Annotated in this window: 10 protein-coding genes; 8 read left to right on the top strand and 2 right to left on the bottom strand. The window is 63.1% G+C overall.

Annotated features, from left to right (window positions below; all coding sequences use genetic code 11):
- The first annotated feature begins 30 nt into the window (after nt 1-30).
- From lexA to uvrA, 6 genes are all read left to right on the top strand, one after another.
- Entirely contained in the window at nt 31-648 is a 618-nt protein-coding gene (gene lexA, locus E1K68_RS16285) for a transcriptional repressor LexA (protein ID WP_020301598.1), read from the top strand.
- Nucleotides 648-1,262: a translesion DNA synthesis-associated protein ImuA gene (gene imuA / locus E1K68_RS16280; protein WP_003191873.1), complete on the top strand. Its 615-nt coding sequence runs from the start codon at nt 648-650 to the stop codon at nt 1,260-1,262. The genes lexA and imuA overlap by 1 nt, the downstream gene beginning before the upstream one ends.
- Nucleotides 1,263-1,269: 7 nt before the next feature.
- Nucleotides 1,270-2,685, top strand: a complete 1,416-nt coding sequence (locus E1K68_RS16275) for a DNA polymerase Y family protein (protein ID WP_034135858.1) — start codon at nt 1,270-1,272, stop codon at nt 2,683-2,685.
- 136 nt (nt 2,686-2,821) lie between these two features.
- Nucleotides 2,822-5,893 carry an error-prone DNA polymerase gene (locus E1K68_RS16270; protein ID WP_212614403.1) on the top strand — a complete coding sequence of 1,024 codons (3,072 nt, stop codon included), beginning with the start codon at nt 2,822-2,824 and terminating at the stop codon, nt 5,891-5,893.
- Nucleotides 5,894-5,994: 101 nt separating this feature from the next.
- A complete protein-coding gene (locus E1K68_RS16265; RefSeq protein WP_003191866.1) occupies nt 5,995-7,707 on the top strand; it encodes an ATP-binding protein in 1,713 nt (570 codons plus the stop codon).
- Entirely contained in the window at nt 7,704-10,223 is a 2,520-nt protein-coding gene (uvrA, locus tag E1K68_RS16260) for an excinuclease ABC subunit UvrA (RefSeq protein WP_212614402.1), read from the top strand. The genes E1K68_RS16265 and uvrA overlap by 4 nt, the downstream gene beginning before the upstream one ends.
- A gap of 103 nt (nt 10,224-10,326) precedes the next feature.
- On the opposite strand, the gene tkt is transcribed toward uvrA, so the two are convergent.
- Nucleotides 10,327-12,369, bottom strand: coding sequence for a transketolase (tkt, locus tag E1K68_RS16255; RefSeq protein WP_212614401.1), 2,043 nt, complete (start codon nt 12,367-12,369; stop codon nt 10,327-10,329).
- A 175-nt stretch (nt 12,370-12,544) separates the two neighbouring features.
- Between tkt and E1K68_RS16250 the strand changes: the two genes are divergently transcribed.
- Nucleotides 12,545-12,769, top strand: coding sequence for a DUF465 domain-containing protein (locus E1K68_RS16250; RefSeq protein WP_003191862.1), 225 nt, complete (start codon nt 12,545-12,547; stop codon nt 12,767-12,769).
- 689 nt (nt 12,770-13,458) lie between these two features.
- Here E1K68_RS16250 and E1K68_RS16245 read toward each other — a convergent pair.
- A complete protein-coding gene (locus E1K68_RS16245) occupies nt 13,459-14,835 on the bottom strand; it encodes a VOC family protein (protein ID WP_169855922.1) in 1,377 nt (458 codons plus the stop codon).
- A 197-nt stretch (nt 14,836-15,032) separates the two neighbouring features.
- Here E1K68_RS16245 and E1K68_RS16240 point away from each other — a divergent pair.
- On the top strand, nt 15,033-17,656 hold a 2,624-nt coding region (locus E1K68_RS16240), incomplete at its 3' end, for a glucosidase (RefSeq protein ID WP_212614400.1).

The raw sequence follows: 17,656 nt of genomic DNA, 5'->3' as shown, positions 1-17,656 counted from the left end.
TATTGTCAGAAATTTCCCACAGGAGTACAAATGTACTCCATGACAAACCTGACCCCCCGCCGCACCGCCATCCTGACCTTCATCCGCGAGCGCATCGCGCAACAAGGCCAGCCTCCCAGCCTCGCCGAGATCGCCGAGGCGTTCGGCTTCGCCTCGCGCAGCGTCGCCCGCAAGCATGTGGTGGCGCTGACCGAAGCCGGCTTTATCGAGGTCAACCCCAACCAGGCCCGTGGCATTCGCTTGCTCAATCAACCTGCGCGTCCCGAGTGGCTGGATGTACCGGTGCTCGGCCGTGTGGCGGCCGGTCGGCCGATTGGTGCCGATGCCGAGGTGCACAGCCGCTTGCAACTGGACCCCGCCACCTTCGCCAAAACCCCCGACTACCTGCTGCGAGTGCAGGGCGATTCGATGATTGAAGATGGCATTCTCGATGGCGACCTGGTGGGCGTACGCCGCACTGCCGAAGCCTTGAACGGGCAGATTGTGGTGGCGCGCCTGGACGGCGACGTCACCATCAAGCGATTCGAGCGCCACGGCGACAGGGTTCGCCTGTTGCCGCGCAACCCGGCGTATCAACCCATCGTGGTCGGGCCCGAGCAGGACCTGGCCATCGAAGGCGTGTTCTGCGGCCTGGTGAGGCAAGGCTGATGGGCGCCGTGGTTGCCCTGGACTCGCTGTTCAATGGCGGGCGAGTCTGGAAGGGCCGGCCCGCCGCGCCACCGGCCAGCGTACATCCCACAGGGCTGGCGGCGCTGGATGCGGTGCTGCCCAGTGGCGGCTGGCCGGAATCGGCCTTGAGTGAAATCCTGATGGCCCAGGACGGAGTGGGCGAGTTGCAACTGGTGCTGCCCACACTGGCGCGCTTGTCGGCCCTGGGCGAGCGCATTGTGCTGGTGGCGCCGCCCTATACCCCCTATCCCCATGCGTGGCAGAACGCCGGGGTGGATGTGCGCCAGTTGTCCATCATCCGGGCCGAGGAGCGTGACGCGCTGTGGGCGGTGGAGCAATGCCTGCGTTCGGGCAGTTGCGGGGCGGTGTTGTGTTGGCCGCGCAAGGCCGATGATCGTGCCTTGCGGCGTTTGCAGGTAGCGGCGGAAACCGGGCAGACCCTGGCGTTTGCCTGGCGCTCCTTGAGCGAGGCGATCAATGCCTCGCCCGCCGCCCTGCGCTTGGCGGTCGAGGCCAGGCCCGCGCAAGTGCGGGTGCTCAAGTGCCGTGGCGGGCTGGCCCATCCGGCGCCGATTGCCCTGGCGGGGCATTGAGGTTGCCATGCGTTGGGTGTGTATTGTCTTCCCGCAATTGGCGCTGGACGGGGCACAGCGTGTGCACCCCGAACCCGAGCAGCCGCTGGCGCTGCTGGCCGGCACGCCGCAGCGGCGTGTACTGCAAACCGTCAACGCCGCCGCCCGCGCCTTGGGCCTGCGCCCCGGGCAATCGTTGACGGCGGCCCATGCCCTGGTCAAGCACTTTGCCTGTGTCGAATATGACCCGTTGGAGATCGAGCGCCTGCAGCAGTTTCTGGCCGCCTGGGCCTATCGTTTCAGCTCCCAGGTCAGCCTGTATTACCCACGGGCTTTGTTGTTCGAGATCGAATCGAGCCTAGGCCTGTTCGGGCCCTGGCCGCACCTCGAGGCGCGTTTGCGCAAAGAGCTGACCGAACTTGGCTTTCGCCATCGCATCGTCGCTGCGCCCAACCCGGCGGCGGCGCGGATATTGGCAAACGGCTACGACGGCCTGGCCGTGGCCGATGACCGCGCCCTGATGCAGGCCCTGGCATCGTTGCCTATCGACCGCGCGGGCCTTGAACCCCAGGCCGCCACCGCCTTGTCGCGCATGGGCCTGCGCAGCCTGGCCCAGGTGCAGGCCTTGCCACGGCATACCCTGGCGAGACGCTTTGACGCCAGCCTGCTCAAGCACCTCGACGCCCTGAGCGGGCAGCGGCCATTGGCCCTGGAGTTCTATCAACCGCCCGACCAGTTCGATGCACGCATCGAGTTGAATTTCGATGTGCAATCCCACCAGGCGCTGCTGTTCCCCTTGCGGCGCTTGACCGGCGACCTGTCGGCCTTTCTGTGCGGCCGCGACAGTGGCGTGCAGCGCTTTGACCTGCACCTGGAACATGCCCAGGCACACGACAGCGTGATCAAGGTGGGCCTGCTCAGCGCCGAGCGCGAGCCTTCGATGTTGTTCGAACTGGCCCGTGGGCGCCTGGAACAGGTACAGGTCACCGCGCCGGTGCGGGGTGTGCGCCTGGTGGCCGAGGACTTGCCGGTGTTCGTGCCGCAACGCCAGGACCTGTTCGACGACCGCCCGCAACAAACCCTGCCGTGGGAACAATTGCGCGAACGCCTGCGGGCGCGCCTGGGGGATGAGGCGGTGCAGGGCCTGCGATTTCAGGCCGACCACCGCCCCGAATGCGCCTGGCAAGCCGCGACCGACAGCCAGCCGTGCCCGAGCTTGAACAAGGTCCGGCGCCCCGGTTGGTTATTACCGCAACCGACCTTGCTGGCCGAACACGGCGTACAGATCCTGATGGGCCCGGAGCGCATCGAATCCGGCTGGTGGGACGGCGCCGATGTGCGTCGCGACTATTACCTGATCCAGACCCGCGCCGGCCAGCAGGGCTGGGCTTATCGCACGGTAGGGCAAGGCGATGGGCTGTGGTTGCAAGGGTGGTTTGCATGAGCCCCCTTGAGCCGCCACCTACTGTAGGAGCGAGCTTGCTCGCGAAGGTCGTCAACGATAACGCGGGAAACCAGGATGAACGCGGTGCCCTCGGGTTTTTCGCGAGCAAGCTCGCTCCTACAGGGGAGGAGGGAGCATGAATTATGCCGAGCTGCACTGCCTGTCCAACTTCAGCTTCCAGCGCGGCGCCTCCAGTGCGCTGGAACTTTTCGAGCGCGCTAAAGGCCAAGGCTACAGCGCCCTGGCGATCACCGATGAATGCACGCTGTCAGGCATCGTGCGCGCCTGGCAAGCCGCCAAAGCCGTAGACTTGCCGTTGATTATCGGCAGCGAAATGCACATCGAAAACGGCCCGAAACTGGTGCTGCTGGTAGAGAGCCTGAGCGGTTACCAGCACCTGTGCCGGCTGATCACCCTGGCCCGGCGGCGGGCTGAAAAGGGCCGCTATCGCCTGCTACAGGAAGATTTCGAGCAACCGTTGCCCGGTCTTTTGGCGTTGTGGGTAGCGCAAGACAGCGACACCCAGGCCAGCCTCGACTGGCTGCGCCGCACCTTCGACCAGCGCCTGTGGTTGGCGGTGCATCTGCATTGCGGCCAGGACGATGCGCGCCATCTGCAACAGCGCTTGCAACTGGCCCACAGCCTGCAAATCCCTGCCGTGGCCTGCGGCGATGTGCATATGCATGCGCGAGGCCGCCGTGCCCTGCAAGACACCATGACCGCCATCCGCCACCATGTGCCGGTGGCCGAAGCCGGCACGCGCCTGCACCCCAATGGCGAACGCCACCTGCGCAGCCTGGATGCCCTGGCGGCGCTGTACCCCCAGGCCTTACTGGATGAAACCCTCGCCATCGCGCGGCGCTGCACCTTCGACCTCGGCCAGTTGCGCTATCACTATCCACGCGAGCTGGTACCCGCGGGGCATGACGCCCAATCCTGGCTGCGCACCCTCACCGAAGAAGGCATCGCCCAGCGCTGGCCCGAAGGCATCGACGACAAGACCTTGCAGCAAATCCATCGTGAACTGCAGCTGATCAGCGAGCTGGGCTACGAAAGCTATTTCCTCACCGTGCATGACATTGTGCGCTTCGCCCGCAGCCGTTCGATTTTGTGCCAAGGCCGTGGTTCGGCGGCTAACTCGGCGGTGTGTTTTGCCTTGGGCATCACCGAAATCAACCCGAGCCTGACCAACCTGCTGTTCGAGCGCTTCCTGTCCAAGGAGCGCAACGAGCCGCCGGACATCGACGTGGATTTTGAGCACGAACGCCGCGAAGAGGTGCTGCAATACGTGTTCCAGCGCTATGGCCGCACCCGTGCAGCCTTGACGGCGGTGGTCAGCAGTTACCACGCCACGGGCGCGGTACGTGATGTGGCCAAGGCCCTCGGGCTGCCGCCGGACCAGATCAACGCCTTGGCCGATTGCTGCGGGCGCTGGAGCGATGAGGCGCCGCCGTTGGAGCGCCTGCGTGAAAGCGGCTTCGACCCGGACAGCCCACTGCTGCGGCGTGTCTTGACGTTGACCCAGCAACTGATCGGTTTTCCGCGGCACCTGTCCCAGCACCCTGGCGGCTTTGTGATCAGCGAATACCCGCTGGACACCCTGGTGCCGGTGGAAAATGCGGCCATGGCCGAGCGCACCATTATCCAGTGGGACAAGGACGACCTCGACGCCGTCGGCTTGCTCAAGGTGGACATCCTCGCCCTGGGGATGCTCAGCGCGATCCGCCGCTGTTTCGATTTGCTGCGCCGGCATCGCCACCGGGACTTGAGCCTGGCCACGATTCCCAAAGAAGACCCGGCCACCTACGCCATGATCAGCAAGGCCGACACCATCGGTGTATTCCAGATCGAGTCGCGGGCACAGATGTCGATGTTGCCCCGGCTCAAGCCGCAGACGTTTTATGACCTGGTGATCGAGGTCGCCATCGTACGGCCTGGGCCGATCCAGGGCGGCATGGTGCATCCGTACTTGCGTCGACGGAATAATGAAGAGCCCACGACCTATCCGTCGCCGCAATTGAAAGCCGTGCTGGAACGCACCCTGGGCATCCCGCTGTTCCAGGAACAGGTGATGCAAATCGCCATGGTCGCCGCCGACTACAGCCCCGGCGAGGCCGACCAGTTGCGCCGCTCCATGGCCGCCTGGAAACGCCACGGCGGCCTGGAGCCCCATCAGCAACGCCTGCGCACCGGCATGCTCAAAAACGGCTACACCGAAGCCTTTGCCGCGCAGATTTTCGAGCAGATCAAGGGCTTTGGCAGCTATGGTTTCCCTGAGTCCCACGCCGCCAGTTTCGCCTTGCTGACCTATGCCAGTTGCTGGCTCAAATGCCATGAGCCGGCGGCATTCGCCTGCGCCTTGATCAACAGCTGGCCCATGGGCTTCTACAGCCCGGACCAGATCCTGCAGGACGCGCGGCGCCATCGCTTGCAGATCCGCCCCGTGGATGTGCAGGCCAGTGACTGGGACTGCAGCCTGGAGCCCATTGACGGCCAGCAACCGGCGATTCGCCTGGGCCTGCGCATGATCTCGGGGTTTCGCGAGGAGGATGGGCGGCGTATCGAAGCGGTGCGTCAGCATCGACAGTTCAGCGACATCGCTGACCTGGACGCCCGCGCCGGCCTGGATGCACGTGCCCAGGCGCTGCTCGCGGACGCCGGGGCCTTGCGCGCCCTGGCCGGCAACCGCCATCAGGCGCGTTGGGACGTGGCCGGTGTGCATCAGCAACTGGGCTTGTTTGCCGGCCTGCCGAGCCCCGATGAAACGCGGGTGGCATTGCCCGAGCCCACGGTAGGCGAAGATTTGCACGCCGATTACGCCACCCTCGGTACCACCCTGGGGCCCCATCCCCTGGCGTTGTTGCGCGCCGAGTTACACCGGCGCCGCTGCCGCAGTTCCCAGGAGTTGCTGGCGGTGGAACATGGGCGCAATGTGAGCATCGCCGGGCTGGTCACTGGCCGCCAGCGCCCAGGCACGGCGAGCGGCGTGACCTTTGTCACCCTGGAAGATGAGTTCGGCAACCTCAATGTGGTGGTCTGGCGCGACCTGGCCGAGCGTCAGCGCCAGGCGCTGGTGGGCTCGCGTTTGCTCAAGGTGGACGGCCGTTGGGAGGCGGTGGGTGAGGTGCGGCATTTGATCGCGGGGCGCCTCACCGATTTGACGCCGCTGCTGGATGGAATGGTGGTGCGCAGCCGGGATTTTCATTGAGTTCCAGGGGTTTATGCATTCCTCTGTGTTCAGGATGAAACCATCCACCGCTGGCGCGCTCCAAAACTTGCGACTGTCTTGTCCCTGCACAGAGCCCAATCATGCAATTTTTATCCAACCCCCATGGCTGTGAAGGCTGGGCCGGCGAAATGGCCCAGCGGATTCGCACGTTTGACTGGTCAAGTACCGACCTTGGCCCCTTGGATCAGTGGTCCACGAGCCTGGCTTGCACCGTGCAAATGATGCTCGCCTCACCCGTGCCGATGGTGATGCTGTGGGGGCGGGCAGGGTACATGATCTACAACGACAGCTATTCGGCATTTGCCGGCGGGCGCCATCCCTACCTCTTGGGCACTCCGGTCGAACTGGGCTGGCCGGAGGTGGCCGAGTTCAATCGGCATGTGGTGGATACGTGCCTGGCGGGCGGCACCTTGTCGTTCAATAACAAGGAACTGGTGCTATCGCGTCACGGCCAACCGGAAAGCGTATGGCTGGACCTCTATTACAGCCCCGTGGCCGGGGACAACCAACAGCCGGCCGGGGTGCTGGCGATTGTGGTGGAAACCACCGAACTGGTGAAGTCCGAGCGGGTGCGCCAGGAGCTCACCCATAATCTGGAGCAACGCGTAGCCGCTGAAGTGCAGGCGCGGTCGGCCGCAGAAGACCAGTTGCGCCAGTCACAGAAGCTGGAAGCGATTGGCGGCCTGACCGGGGGCGTGGCCCATGACTTCAATAACTTGCTGCAAGTGATCGCCGGCAACCTGCATTTGCTCGCCAGGCATGAACCGGACAACCCCCAGGTGCAACGTCGCGTCACCGCGGCCATCGCCGCCGTGGAACGTGGGGCCAAGCTGTCGTCGCAACTGCTGGCCTTTGCGCGTCGCCAGCCCTTGTCTCCGGCGGTGTACAACCCGCAGCGCATCTACGCTGGCCTGGGCGAGTTGTTGCAACGGGCGTTGGGGGAAACCATTCATATCGACGTGCAACTGCCCCAGGACTCCTGGTGCATCAATGTCGACCGCAACCAGCTGGAAAACGCGCTGCTCAACCTGGCGATCAACGCCCGCGATGCCATGCAGGGCGAGGGTGTGATTCGTATCACCGGAGAAAACGTCATCCTCAACCCGGACGATTGCATCGGTAAAAGCATCAAGCCCGGCGAGTACGTGCGCCTGGCAGTGGCCGACACCGGCGTGGGCATGTCCGAGGCGACCCTCAAGCGCGCATTCGAACCCTTTTTTACCACCAAGCGCGAAGGCCACGGCACCGGCCTGGGCCTGAGCATGGTGTTCGGTTTTGTGCGCCAAAGTGGCGGGCACGTGGACATGTGGAGCGAGGAGGGCAAGGGCTCGGTGGTGCAGATGTATTTCCCCCACTGCCTGGAGCCTGAATGCTTCGACGACTACAGTGATGCGGACCTGCAAGGCGGAGGCCAGGAAACCATCCTGGTGGTCGAGGACAATGAAGGCGTACGCCTGACGGTGGTCGAGTTGCTGCAGCAGTCGGGCTATACCGTACTGATTGCCGAGGATGGCGACCGCGCGATGCAAGTGTTGCAGCGCGGCGTGTCGCCGGACCTGATCTTCACCGATGTGGTGATGCCCGGTCGGGTCAAGAGCACCGATCTGGCCACCTGGGCTCGCGCGCAGAACCCGCCGGTGCCGGTGCTGTTTACCTCAGGCCACACCCGCGACATTCTGTCTTCCAATCATCTGCTCAGCGCCGATATCCACCTGCTGAGCAAACCCTACAGCCCCGATGCCCTGACCCAACGCGTGCGCAGGGTGCTAAGCGCAAGACAAGGTTGCCCATGACATCACAGCGCAACATCCCACCGCTCACCGCCCCGCAAACGGGCTTCGTCAGGGTGCGTGGCGCCCGTGAACATAATTTGCGTAATGTCGATGTGGATATTCCCCGGGACGCCCTGGTGGTGTTTACCGGCGTGTCTGGCTCTGGCAAATCGTCCCTGGCGTTTTCCACGGTGTACGCCGAGGCCCAGCGCCGCTATTTCGAATCGGTGGCGCCCTATGCGCGGCGCCTGATCGATCAGGTTGGCGTGCCGGATGTAGACAGCATCGAAGGCTTGCCGCCTGCCGTGGCCCTGCAACAGCAACGCGGTACACCCAGTGCGCGCTCGTCGGTGGGCAGTGTCACCACCTTATCGAGCTTGATCCGCATGCTCTATTCCCGCGCCGGCCGTTATCCGAAAGGGCAGGCCATGTTGTACGCCGAGGACTTCTCGCCGAACCTGCCCCAGGGCGCGTGCCCGCAATGCCACGGCCTGGGCCGCGTGTATGAAGTGACTGAAGCGCTGATGGTGCCTGATCCGTCGTTGACCATCCGCCAGCGTGCAGTGGCGTCCTGGCCGTTGGCGTGGCAGGGCCAGAACCTGCGCGACATCCTCGTGACCCTGGGCTATGACGTGGACATCCCGTGGCGCGAGCTGCCGAAAAAGCAGCGCGACTGGATCCTGTTCACCGAAGAAACCCCCACCGTACCGGTGTACGCCGGCTTCACCCCGCAGCAGACCCGCGAGGCGTTGAAACGCAAGCTCGAACCCAGCTACCAAGGCACCTTCAGCGGCGCTCGGCGCTATATCCTGCACACCTTCGCCCACACCCAAAGCGCGCTGATGAAAAAGCGCGTGTCGCAGTTCATGCAAGGCAATGCCTGCCCGTTGTGCGAGGGCAAGCGCCTGAACCAGGCGGCGCTGTCAGTGAAGTTTGCGGGGGTGGATATCGGCGAGTTGTCGCAACTGTCTCTGGCGCAATTGGCCGACTTGCTGCGGCCGGTGGCGGCGGGGCAGGACAGGATGAAGCTGTCGGTGGAAAAACGCCTGGCAGCCCAACGCATCGCCCAGGACCTGCTCGAACGGGTCAACACCTTGATCGAACTGGGCCTGGGCTATCTGTCCCTGGAGCGCAGCACGCCGACCTTGTCGTCGGGGGAGTTGCAGCGTCTGCGCCTGGCCACCCAATTGGGCTCGCAGTTATTCGGGGTTATTTATGTGCTCGATGAGCCGTCGGCGGGTCTGCACCCGGCGGATGGCGAAGCGTTGTTCACCGCGCTTGATCGTTTGAAAGCCGCAGGCAATTCGCTGTTTGTGGTGGAGCATGACCTGGAAACCATGCGCCGCGCCGACTGGCTGATCGACGTGGGCCCGGCTGCCGGCGAGCATGGCGGGCAAGTGCTGTACAGCGGGCCGCCCGCAGGGTTGGCGGATATCGAAGCCTCGCAGACCCGCGAATACCTGTTTGCCCAACCTCGCCCGACCAATGCGCCAAGCCGCGAACCGGCCGGGTGGCTGAAGCTGGAGGGCGTGACGCGAAACAACCTGAACAATTTGAACGTGGATTTCCCGCTGGGCTGTTTCACCGCGGTGACGGGGGTTTCCGGCTCGGGCAAATCCAGCCTGGTCAGCCAGGCGCTGCTGGAGCTGGTGGGCACGGGTCTGGGGCGTGTGCTGGAAAGCGACGAGGAGCCGAGCCTGGAAGATGCCGCACCGCAAGCCAGTGGCGGGCGTATCAGCGCCGGGCTGGAACACATCCAGCGCCTGGTGCAGGTGGACCAGAAACCCATTGGCCGCACGCCGCGTTCCAACCTGGCGACCTACACCGGGCTGTTCGACAACGTGCGCAAACTGTTCGCCGCCACGCCAGCGGCCAAGAAGCGCAATTACGATGCCGGGCAGTTCTCCTTCAATGTCGCCAAGGGCCGTTGCCCGAACTGTGAGGGTGAAGGTTTTGTCAGCGTTGAGTTGCTGTTCATGCCCAGCGTGTACGCGCCATGCCCGACCTGTCACGGCGCGCGCTATAACCCCGATACCCTGGCGATCAAATGGCAGGGTTTGAACATCGCCCAGGTGCTGGGGCTGACGGTGGAGCAGGCGGTGCAGGTGTTCGCCGAGCAACCGGGCATCCTGCGCTCGTTAGTCGTGCTGCGCGATATCGGCCTGGGTTATCTGCGCCTGGGGCAGCCGGCTACCGAGCTGTCCGGCGGCGAAGCCCAACGCATCAAGCTTGCTACCGAGCTGCAACGTAACGCCCGGGGCGCCACCTTGTATGTCTTGGACGAGCCGACCACCGGCTTACACCCCAAGGACGTCGATCGTTTGCTCAGCCAGTTGAATCATTTGGTGGAGGCAGGGCATACGGTGGTTGTGGTGGAGCACGAAATGCGCGTGGTGGCCCAGAGTGATTGGGTGATTGATATCGGCCCGGGGGCAGGGGACTTGGGGGGGAAGGTGGTGGCGTGCGGTACGCCGCAAAAGGTTGCCAAGAGCAAACACAGCCGCACTGCACCTTATCTAGCCCAATCACTGATCTAATAACCAACTGTAGGAGCGAGCTTGCTCGCGAAAAACGTCAACGATAACGCGTTCGTCCTGAATAAACGCGGCGCCTGCGAGTTCTTCGCGAGCAAGCTCGCTCCTACAAGATCTGTTGCTTGGCCAGCTTCACCACATTCTCCAGGGTAAACCCGAACTTCTCCTGCAACTTGGCCAGCGGTGCCGAGGCGCCGAAGCTGTTCATCACCACTTTGGCGCCGGTCTGCCCGACGTAGCGGTCCCAACCTAAGGGCCCTGCCTGTTCCACCACTACGCGGGCTTTCACCGCCGGTGGCAGGACGCTGTCGCGGTAGGCTTGATCCTGGTCTTCAAACAACTCCCAACTGGGCATCGACACCACGCGAGCGCCAATGCCTTGGTCTTTGAGCTGCTCATACGCGGCCACCGCCAGGCTGACTTCGCTGCCGGTGGCGATCAGGATGACCTCAGGTTGATCCGCACCGGCCAACACATAGGCACCTTTGGCCGCACCGGAGGCGGGGGCATAGTGGTTGCGGTCGAGGGTCGGCAGTGCCTGGCGCGATAACACCATACAGCTGGGCCGATGGGTTTGTGCCAGCGCCACCTTCCACAGTTCCAGGGTTTCATTGGCATCGCCTGGGCGCAGGGTCAACAGCCCCGGGGTGGCACGCAATTGGGTCAGGTGTTCGATAGGTTGGTGTGTCGGCCCATCTTCGCCGACGCCGATGGAGTCATGGGTAAACACGAAGATCACCGGCAACTCCATGATCGCCGCCAGGCGGATTGGCGGTTTCATGTAGTCGCTGAACACCAGGAAGGTCGAGGTGTACGGGCGCAGGTAGGAAAGCGCCATGCCGTTGGCAATTGCGCCCATGGCGTGTTCGCGGATACCGAAGTGCAGGTTGCGCCCGCTGTAGTCACCCGCGCTGAAACGCCCGGCACCGTCGAAGGTGAGGTTGGTCTTGGTCGAGGGCGACAAATCCGCCGAACCGCCCAGCAACCATGGAATCTGTTGGGCGAAGGCATTCAATACCTTGCCGCCCGAAGCACGGCTGGCGACGCCTTTGGCATCGGCGGCAAAGTCTGGCAGGTGCGCTTGCCATTGTTCGGGCATTTCCCCGGCGCGCATGCGTTGCAGTTCATCGGCCCGTTGCGGGTCGAGGGCCGCCAGGGTCTGGTTCCACTCGGCGTACAGCGGCTCGGCGCGTTCGTAAAGGGCATCGCGCAACACTGTGCGAGCCTCTTCGGGCACGAGAAAACTTGAATCCTGTGGCCAGCCATAGGCGGCCTTGGTCAGGCGAATTTCGTCCTCGCCCAGTGGCTCGCCATGGGCCGCAGCGGTGTTGTGTTTGTGCGGTGAGCCGTAGCCGATCACGCTGTCCACCACGATCAAGGTGGGGGCGCCGGTGTTGGCCTTGAACGTTTCCAATGCCACGCTCAAAGCCTGCAAGTCATTGGCATCGGTGACATGCACGGTGTGCCAGCCATAGGCCCGGAAGCGTTGGATCACGTCTTCACTGAACGCCAGCTCAGTGTGGCCCTCGATGCTGATGGTGTTGTTGTCGTAGATCCAGCACAGGTTATCGAGCTTCAAATGCCCGGCCAGGGACGCGGCTTCGCTGCTGATGCCTTCCATCATGTCGCCGTCACCGCACAGGGTGTAGACGTCGTAGTCAAACAGCACCTGGCCGTCGCGGTTGAAGCGTTGGCCCAGCCAGCGCTCGGCCATGGCCATGCCCACGCTGTTGGCGCAGCCCTGGCCCAACGGGCCGGTGGTGGTTTCCACGCCGGTGGTCATGCGGTACTCGGGATGGCCTGGGGTCTTGGAGCCGATCTGCCGGAACTGCTTGATATCGTCCAGGCTGACGGCCGGCTGGCCTGAGCGCTGGCCATGGGCATCGATCTCCACCACACCGGCCAGGTGCAACAGCGAATACAGCAGCATCGAGGCATGCCCCACCGACAATACAAAACGGTCACGGTTGGGCCAGTCGGGATGCTCGGGGTGATAACGCAGGAAGCGACTCCACAACGTATAACCCACCGGGGCCAGGCCCATGGGCGTTCCCGGATGACCCGAGTTGGCCTTCTGCACGGCATCCATGGCCAGGGTGCGTAGGGTGTTGATGCATTGGGTGTCGGCAGCGGTGGCAACGTGATTCATAAAACCGTTCTCCCTGGGGTGGCGATCTACAGTTGAGGGCAGGGTGGGGCAAAGGTTTGATCCCATCGCATGCGCCGCGACGAACGGGATGCGATTGATCTCAAACATGACAAGACCGGTTGGAATGGGCTAGCTTCAAGGGCGTAGACCATCGATCAATCTGTGGAGGTACGCCATGCCAGTGAAACACGACCTGTATCAGGACTTGGGGTTGAGCAAGGAAGTTGTTCACGAACGCAGGGCGCAGGACAAACGGTTGGATTCGTTGCTCACCCAATATGATGCTGCCGACGGGGAGGTGCTGGCGGCGGAAAAAGCCAGTGCCAGCGATGAGGAGGTGGAAAAGCTGAAGAAGAAACGGCTATTGGTCAAAGACGAAATTGTGGGGCGGCTGGGTTAAGCGATCCCTCGCCACATATTTGGAATGTGCATATTTGTTCAGAATTGTCTGGAGGACAAATGCCCTTTCACTCCTTATGATGCGCCCCGTCCACTCGGCTCTGGGGCTTGTTGCGGCGCAAGGATTGCGTTGTTGAGCCGGGTGGGCATCCTCAGAATTCATGCAACACGGGGCTGAATCGGTCGGCTGCAAATGCTGCCTGTGGGAGCTGGCTTGCCTGCGATGACGGCCTGGCAGCCGACACTTATCTACCTGACGCGCCGCAGTCCAAATGTGGGAGCGGGCTTGCTCGCGAAGGCGGCCTGGCAGGCGACACAGTTGGATTGTGTACATATCCATTGCTGCGGTAACGGCCGCTTAGGGTTCCGCCCTGATGGCGTCTTACTTTTGAAAAGCCGGAATGCCGGCCCAGACAAAAGTAAGCAAAACGCTCTTGCCCCACCACTCGGCACCTCGCCTGGGCTCGGTGTGCCCGAACGCAGGCTTGAATCCGTGGGCCGCCGCCACGCGCCATCCATGGCGCGGGGCGGCTAACCCGGCGTCCTGCCGGGTTACCCACGAATTCAAGCCTGCGTTCGGCCAGCGTGGTTTAACGGGGCGCTTGAGATCAAGATCAAAAGCAGAGCAAGATCAAGAGCGACTCGCTTCGCATCGTGGTTACCATCAAGGCCGTGGCGCCTGGCGTTCAGTCATTTCAACAGCGTTTCAACGCATATATCCATAGAGCGCTGCTGCGTCTGCTCATACAACTGCAACTCATCAATCGTCCTGCGCCCCAGCGCTTGCTCAAAAGCCGCGCGGTTGGAGTTGCCCGCGTAGTGACTCTGCGCCCCATCCCCCAGGTTTGACTGGAAGATCCCCGCCGCACTGACCGGCAGAAAATCCTCGTACACCAGCGGTTCCACCTCCACATGGCCGGCGTTGACCAGCCCCTCCAATGTGCGGGGCTGGTCGGCCTGGCCGCGTGCTGCCAGGCCTTTATCGGTCGCGAAGTAGCGGAAATACGCCAAGCCTTGCTCGCGCATGTGCGGGTAGTTATCGGGGAAGGCTTGAAAGTGCTGCGCCATCAATTGCACATAGCGCTCGGCGTTGGCTTCATTGGGGAAGGTGCCGAGTTCATCGCGGGCGGCGTTCAGCAGTTGGTCGTACAGGGTGCGGCCTTTGGGCGTGAGCGCGACGCCGCGTTGTTCGATTTCGCCGAAGCGCGCGCTGTGGCTGCCGTGGGCATCGGTGAAGGCGATGGGTTCGTCCAAGGCCTTGAAGCTGGTCTGGCGTAGCAGGATCGGGCACTGGCGCCGAGGTGGGCCTTCGATCACGGCTTTGGGGGTGATGCCTTTGCCGGGCATCGCCGCCTGCACCTGGTCGATGTCCAGGGTGCGTGGCGTCAGGTGGTTGATGTGTGGGCCCTTGAAGGCGACGACGTCGGCGATCAGGCGGTGCTGGTCGCTGAGTTGCTGGTACTGGGCGCCGGTGACCGTGGCAGTGTGGTGCCAGCGGAACGTCTCCAGGGCCTGGCGGATAAAGGCCTCGGCGTCGCTGGCATTCAAGCCGCCTTGGGTTTGTGCTTGTTCGATCAAGGCCAAGGCTTCGGCGGTGAAGATCGAGCGCTTGGCCAGGGCGTTTTCGGCGAAGGCGCGCAGGTCGGGGTTTTCGATCAGTTCCAGGCGCAGCAAGGAGGTGAACACGCGAAACGGGCTGGTTTGCAGCGCGTGTTCATGCACGGCGCGAAAGGCGGTGGAGTGCACGGGCACGCCGGCGGGGGTGAGGTCGTAGTACCCCACCGGTTGCATGCCCATCACCGCGAATAAGCGGCTGATGGTTGCCAGTTCCGCAGCGGTGCCCAGGCGGATGGCGCCGTGGCGTTCCATGTCCAGGCGCTGGATTTCGCCGGTACGTTGCAGTTGATGCGCCAGACCTGGTTCGCTGTCGAGCACGCGGGCATTGGTCTGGGCCACCAGCTCCAGCAGCGCGCCATACAAGGGCACTTCATCTCGATACATGTCGGACATGGCCTTGGAAAAGCCCTTGCGGATCTCGTCGGGGCTGACATGGGCGGTGGCGTGCATAGAAAAATTCCTGATGACTGGAGCGATGATCGTGGCCTTTGCCCGATTTTGTTGAGCGGCCGGCCGGCTTGCAAACGAAGATTCCTCTGGACTTCATTCTGCAAATGAATGAGTTGGCCCTGCGTCCAAGTCTTCATGTGCACGCGGAGGTCTTGCGCTCTACACTGCGCCTCACTGTGTAGGTGAAGGAGGACCCGATGACGGCCAAACCCGCAACCAACCTGCTGGGCACCCTTGAAGGCCAGCGCCTGGCAACGCAACACGCCGAACGTTGGCGCGAGTGGGGGCCGTACCTGAGTGAACGCCAGTGGGGCACGGTGCGCGAAGACTACAGCGCCGACGGTGACGCCTGGGCCTACTTCCCTCATGAACACGCTCGCAGCCGCGCCTATCGCTGGGGCGAGGACGGGTTGGCCGGTTTCAGTGACAAGGCCCAACGCTGGTGCCTGGGCCTGGCGCTGTGGAACGAGCGCGATGCAATCCTCAAGGAGCGTCTTTTCGGCCTCAACAACGCCGAAGGCAACCACGGTGAAGACGTCAAGGAGCTGTACTTTTTCGTCGATGGCGTACCGAGCCATGCCTACATGCGCATGCTCTACAAATACCCCCATGCGGCCTTTCCGTACGCCGACCTGATCGCCGAAAACGCCCGTCGTGGGCTGGATGATGCCGAGTATGAAATCCTTGATACCGGTGTGTTTGCAGACAACCACTACTGCGACGTCAGTGTCGAATACGTCAAGCATCAGCCCGACGATATTTTCATGCGCGTCACCGTGCAGAACCGTTCGGACCAACCCACACGCCTGCAGGTGCTGCCCCAGCTCTGGGCGCGCAATGACTGGAGCTGGACCTTCGATGCACCCAAGCCCAGCTTGAGGCTGGACGTTGATCGGGTGCTGGCCCGTCATCATGAACTTGATGACCGCTGCCTCAGTGCCTGGGGCCAGGACGGCGTGCAGTGGCTGTTCTGTGAAAACGAAACCAACCAGCCCAAACTGGACGGGCAACCGGCGCCGGGGCCGTTCAAGGATGGCATTAACGATTATGTGGTGGGCGGGGTCGAGTCGGCGATTCGCCGGGACGCGGGCACTAAAGTGGCCGCGCATTTCACCCTTGAACTGGCGGGCCAGGAAAGCAAAACCCTCTACCTGCGCTTTGCGCCTCTGGACGCGCCAGGCGTCAATGCACGCAAGCTATTCGAACAGCGCCGCCAGGAGGCCGATGACTTCTACGCGGTCTTGCAACAGGGCATCGCTGATGAAGATGCGCGCACTGTGCAGCGCCAGGCCCTGGCCGGCCTGCTGTGGTCCAAGCAGTTGTACTATTTTGACGTGAACCAGTGGCTCGACGGTGACCCGGCCCAGCCTGCGCCACCGCCCGAGCGCTTGCACATCCGCAATACCCATTGGCGGCATCTGTCCAACTTCGACATCCTGTCCATGCCCGACACCTGGGAATACCCCTGGTACGCCTCCTGGGACCAAGGCTTCCAGGCGGTGGCCATCGCGCTGATCGACCCTGGTTACGCCAAGCAACAGCTGTTGTTGCTGGTAAAGGATCGCTTCATGCACCCCAACGGCCAATTGCCGGCCTACGAATGGCGCTTTGACGACGCCAACCCGCCCGTGCATGCCTGGGCCAGCTGGCGCGTGTATCAGCAGGACAAGGCGCTGACCGGCGTGGGCGACATGGATTTCCTGGAGCGGATCTTTCACAAGCTGCTGTTGAATTTCTCTTGGTGGGTCAACCGCAAGGATGCCGAGGGCCGCAACCTGTTCCAGGGCGGTTTTCTGGGCCTGGACAATATCGCCTTGTTCGACCGCTCGGCCCCGTTGCCGCCGGGCTACCAGTTGGACCAGGCCGACGGCACCGCCTGGGTGGCGGCTTATGCCCTGGACCTGATGCGCATCGGCCTGGAGTTGGCCAAGCGTAATGTGGTGTACGTGGACATTGCCGTGAAGTTTTTCGAGCATTTCCTCTACATCGCCGGCGCCATCAACCGCGTCGATGACAGCGCCGAAGGTTTGTGGGATGAGCAGGACCAGTTTTTCTACGACGTGCTGCACCGCCCTGATGGCCAGAGCGAACCGGTGCGCCTGCGCTCCATCGTCGGGTTAATGCCGCTGTTCGCGGTGCTGGTGCTGGAACAGCGCGAGCACGAAGGCCTGGAAGGCTTGCGCGAGCGCCTGCTGGGTTTTATGCATCATCGGCCGGACCTGGCCAGGCTGGTTTCGCGCTGGACCGAGCCGGGGCAGGGCAACCGCCTGTTGCTGGCGCTGCTGCGCGGTGAACGCACCAAGGATTTGCTGCGGCGCATGCTCGATGACCAGGAGTTCTTGTCGGCCTTTGGCGTGCGCGCCCTGTCCAAGGCGTTCGCCGAGCAGCCCCTGGCGCTGAAGATGAATGGCGACACCTTGTGCGCGCGCTACCAGCCGGGTGAATCCGACTCACGCTTGTACGGCGGCAACTCCAATTGGCGCGGGCCGCTGTGGATGCCGGTGAATTACATGCTGATTGAATCGTTGCGCGAGTTTCATCGCTATTACGCGGAGCATTTTTCCGTGGAGTACCCGACGGGCAGTGGGTATCTGGCGTCATTGGAGGAGGTGGCTGACAGCCTCAGCGGGCGGCTGACGCGGTTGTTTCTCAGGGATGAGAACGGTGTGCGGCCATCGATGGCGGGGTATGCGCAATTGCAGGAGGACCCGGCCAGTCGTGACCTGGTGTTGTTCCATGAATATTTTCATGGGGAGACAGGGCGAGGGTTGGGGGCTTCACACCAGACAGGCTGGAGCGCGTTGGTGGCGTTACTGTTACA

This window comes from Pseudomonas sp. B2021 (genome assembly GCF_018135665.1).
In the GTDB taxonomy this organism is placed as follows: domain Bacteria; phylum Pseudomonadota; class Gammaproteobacteria; order Pseudomonadales; family Pseudomonadaceae; genus Aquipseudomonas; species Aquipseudomonas lactis.
This window is presented reverse-complemented; position numbering and strand designations above follow the sequence as displayed.